This window comes from Pinirhizobacter sp. (assembly GCF_035317885.1).
Classification (GTDB): domain Bacteria; phylum Pseudomonadota; class Gammaproteobacteria; order Xanthomonadales; family Rhodanobacteraceae; genus Pinirhizobacter.
Genome location: NZ_DATHFX010000492.1, coordinates 1 through 3717 on the forward strand (window position 1 = coordinate 1; position 3717 = coordinate 3717).

The window sequence follows — 3717 nt, forward strand, 5'->3', positions numbered from 1 at the left end:
TGACGAAGCCACGCCGTGGATGTGTCACTTGCTGGCAGTACACGATGCGCACGTACAGGAAGTGTCCTACGAAACCGACCGGGCCCGTTTTCTCGGGCGCGGGCGCGATGCATCACGGCCGCGCGCGCTCGATGGCGACGTCTCCACGCTGTCCGGATGCGCCGGATCCGTGCTCGACCCGATCGTCGCCATCCGCTGCCGGATCGTGTTGGAACCCGAACAGTCGGCCACGCTGGATTTTGTCACCGGCATCGCCGACACCCGCGAAGGTTGCATCGGCCTGATCGGGAAATACCGCGACCGGCATCTGGCCGATCGTGTATTCGACCTGGCCTGGACCCATGCCCAGGTGCTGCTGCGCCAGCTCAATGCCACGCTGGCGCAAGCTCAGCTGTACGAGCACATGGCAACCTCGATCATCTATCCCAACGCCACGCTTCGCGCGGATCCCGCGATCATCGCCAGCAACCGGCGCGGGCAATCCGGACTGTGGGGGCAGGCCATCTCGGGCGACCTGCCCATCGTGCTGTTGCAGATCTCCGAACCATTGCGGATCGATCTGGCGCGGCAACTGGTGCAGGCCCATGCCTACTGGCGCCTGAAGGGACTGGCCGTGGACCTGGTGATCTGGAACGAGGATCGTGCCGGTTACCGGCAGGAGTTGCAGGACCTGATCATGGGCCTGATCACCTCCGGCAGCGAGGCGAGCCTGCTTGATCGTCCCGGCGGCATCTTCGTGCGTGGCACGCAACAACTCTCGCCGGAGGATCGCCAGGTCACCATGGCCAGCGCGCGCATCATCGTCAACGATGCGCGCGGTAGCCTGGCTGAGCAGATCGACCGCCACGTAGCCGATTCGCGGGCGACCGGCGACAGCGCCCCACGTCCGACGCGCCTGTCCAGGGTATCGGCTCCCGGCCTGGAATCCACCGAGCCGCCTGCCCCGTTGGACCTTCGGCAGCCCAATCCCTTTGGCGGATTCAGCGCCGACGGCCGGGAATACGTCGTGGTGCTCGATGAAGGCACGCCGACGCCGGCACCGTGGTGCAACGTGATCGCCAACGACCAGTTCGGCACCGTGGTGTCTGAAAGCGGCAGTGCCTATACGTGGGCCGAAAACGCCCATGAGCTCCGCCTCACGCCGTGGGGCAACGACCCGGTGGAGGACCTGTGCGGCGAAGCGATGTACCTGCGCGACGACGAGATCGACCATGTATGGTCGCCGACGCCGATGCCGCGCCGGGGCGAGGGACGCTACATCACCCGCCACGGCGCGGGCTACAGCGTGTTCGAGCATGTCGAGCGAGGCATCCGCAGCGAACTGTGGACTTACGTGGCCACCGATGCAGCGATAAAATTCCTGGTGCTGAAGCTGCACAACCAGTCCACCCGGGCGCGCCGCCTGTCGGCCACCGGCTACGTGGAGTGGGTGCTTGGTGACGTGCGCGAGAAAACCGCCATGCAAGTGGTCACGTCCACCGACCCAGCCAGCGGGGCGATCTTCGCCCGCAATGCCTACAACACGGAATTCCCCGGCCGCGTGGCCTTCTTCGACGTAGAGGATCCCAGGCGCCGGATCGGCGGCGACCGTGCCGAATTCCTGGGGCGCAACGGCAGCATGGCGGCACCCGCGGCGCTCAGCCGGGCGCAATGGTCATCGCGGGTGGGTGCGGGCCTGGATCCGTGCGCCGCGATCCAGCTCGACATCGCCCTGGAGCCGGGCGAGAAGCGTGAGGTGGTGTTCCGCATGGGGCTGGGCCGCGACGAGGCCGCCGCTTCCGCGCTTGTCCATCGCTTCCGCCGCAATGGCGCGGCCGCCGACGAACTGCTGCGGGTGCACGCACAGTGGGATGCCCTGCTCGGCGCGGTGCAGGTGCGAACACCCGAGGCCGGCGTGGACCTGCTTGCCAACCGCTGGCTGATGTACCAGGCCATCGCCTGCCGCTTGTGGGCACGCAGCGGCTATTACCAATCGGGCGGCGCCATGGGCTACCGCGACCAGCTGCAGGACGCCATGGCCATGGTGCATGCGGCGCCATCCTTGCTGCGCGCGCAGCTCTTGTTGTGCGCTGCCCATCAATTCCCCGAAGGCGACGTGCAACATTGGTGGCATCCGCCGCTGGACCGCGGTGTGCGCACGCAATGTTCGGATGACTACCTCTGGCTTCCCCTGGCCACCGCACGCTATGTGCTGGCTACCGGCGACCTGGCCGTGCTGGATGAGCCGGTGGGTTATATCGAAGGACGCGCGCTATTGCCGGGCGAAGAGTCCTATTACGACCTGCCACAAGCCTCGATGCTGCGCGAGCCACTTTACCGGCACTGCGTGCGCGCCATCGAACACGGCCTGGCGCGCGGCGCGCACGGGCTGCCACTGATAGGCAGCGGCGACTGGAACGACGGCATGAACCGCGTGGGCGAGAAGGGCCGGGGCGAAAGCGTGTGGCTGGGCTTTTTTGCCGGTTTCGTCATGAAGGAATTCGCCCGGGTCGCCCACCGCCGTGGCGACGATGCCTTCGCCCAGGCATGCGCGGTGCACGTGGCGAACCTCCGCGAAGCCGTTGAGCGCGAGGCGTGGGACGGGGCGTGGTACCGCCGCGCCTGGTTCGACGACGGCACGCCGCTGGGTTCGTCGGCCAACGAGGAATGCCGCATCGATTCCATTGCACAAAGCTGGTCGGTACTGTCCGGCATGGCCGGGGACGGACGCCGGCAGCAGGCCATGGCATCGCTCGACGAGCACTTGGTGCGCGCCGATGCTGGCCTGATCCAGCTGCTCGATCCCCCCTTCGACCGTACCCCCATGGACCCTGGCTATATTCGCGGGTACGTCCCTGGCGTGCGCGAGAACGGCGGCCAATACACCCATGCGGCGATCTGGGCGGTGATGGCTTTCGCCGAACTGGGCGACGCTGAGCGCGCGTGGGAGCTGCTGCGGATGATCCAGCCTGGCAGCCACGTTGGCGATGCCGCAAGCACCGACATCTACAAGGTGGAGCCCTACGTAGTGACTGCCGACATTTACGCCGTGCCACCCCACGTCGGCCGCGGCGGCTGGAGCTGGTACACAGGCTCCGCGGGCTGGATGTATCGCCTGGTGGTGGAATCGCTGCTTGGCGTGCAGCTGGTGGACGGAGCATTGGAATTCCACCCGGTGGTGCCGGCCTCCTGGGCGGGCTTCGAGGTCACGTATCGCCAGCACGAGGCCATTTACCAGGTGACCTTGCGCAAGGCGGGTCCGGGTGAAGCGCCCAGCGTGCTACGCGATGGGCTGGAGCAGCCCGGCGGACGCATCGTGCTTGGTGATCCCGCCGGCACCTATGGCGTGGAGGTGGTCTACGCGGGGAGCGCCGCCGTACGGCCGTAGCATCTCATGGACACGGCGACAACACGCCGACGCGCAATCTTGACCCGCACCCTGGCAATCGCGCCATCCCTGGCCGCACGAAATGAGCAAGCCCGTCGAGCCACCCACCACCGGAAAGCCCACCTCGCGTCGGGAATGCACCGAGGCATACAACGTGGCGGCAGCGCATAACCCCCATGTGGCGCCGGATAAGTCGGTGGTGGTGAAGCACAACCCAGCCACCAAGGCGAAGAAGCTCCCGGCCAAGCACTAGCGAAGCGCTTCAGCCAGAGGGAGTCCGCCATCGTGCGTGACTCCATGGCCGGACTCCCAAGACCAGGCGATGAGTTAGCCGGCCTAGCGCGACCGAT

General features: G+C 66.8%; 2 protein-coding genes. Both read left to right on the forward strand.

Annotated elements, in window-relative coordinates; translation table 11 throughout:
• Positions 1-3367 (forward strand): GH36-type glycosyl hydrolase domain-containing protein (locus tag VK519_RS16185; RefSeq protein ID WP_414692766.1); only part of this gene is annotated, 3367 nt, incomplete at its 5' end.
• 82 nt (positions 3368-3449) lie between these two features.
• Positions 3450-3620, forward strand: a complete 171-nt coding sequence (locus tag VK519_RS16190; RefSeq protein ID WP_324351447.1) for a hypothetical protein — start codon at positions 3450-3452, stop codon at positions 3618-3620.
• The last annotated feature ends 97 nt before the right edge of the window (positions 3621-3717 follow it).

Bases quoted from the DNA above. Each gene is read 5' to 3' on its own strand.
- VK519_RS16190 (WP_324351447.1), top strand. From the start codon at position 3,450: ATGAGCAAGCCCGTCGAGCCACCCACCACCGGAAAGCCCACCTCGCGT.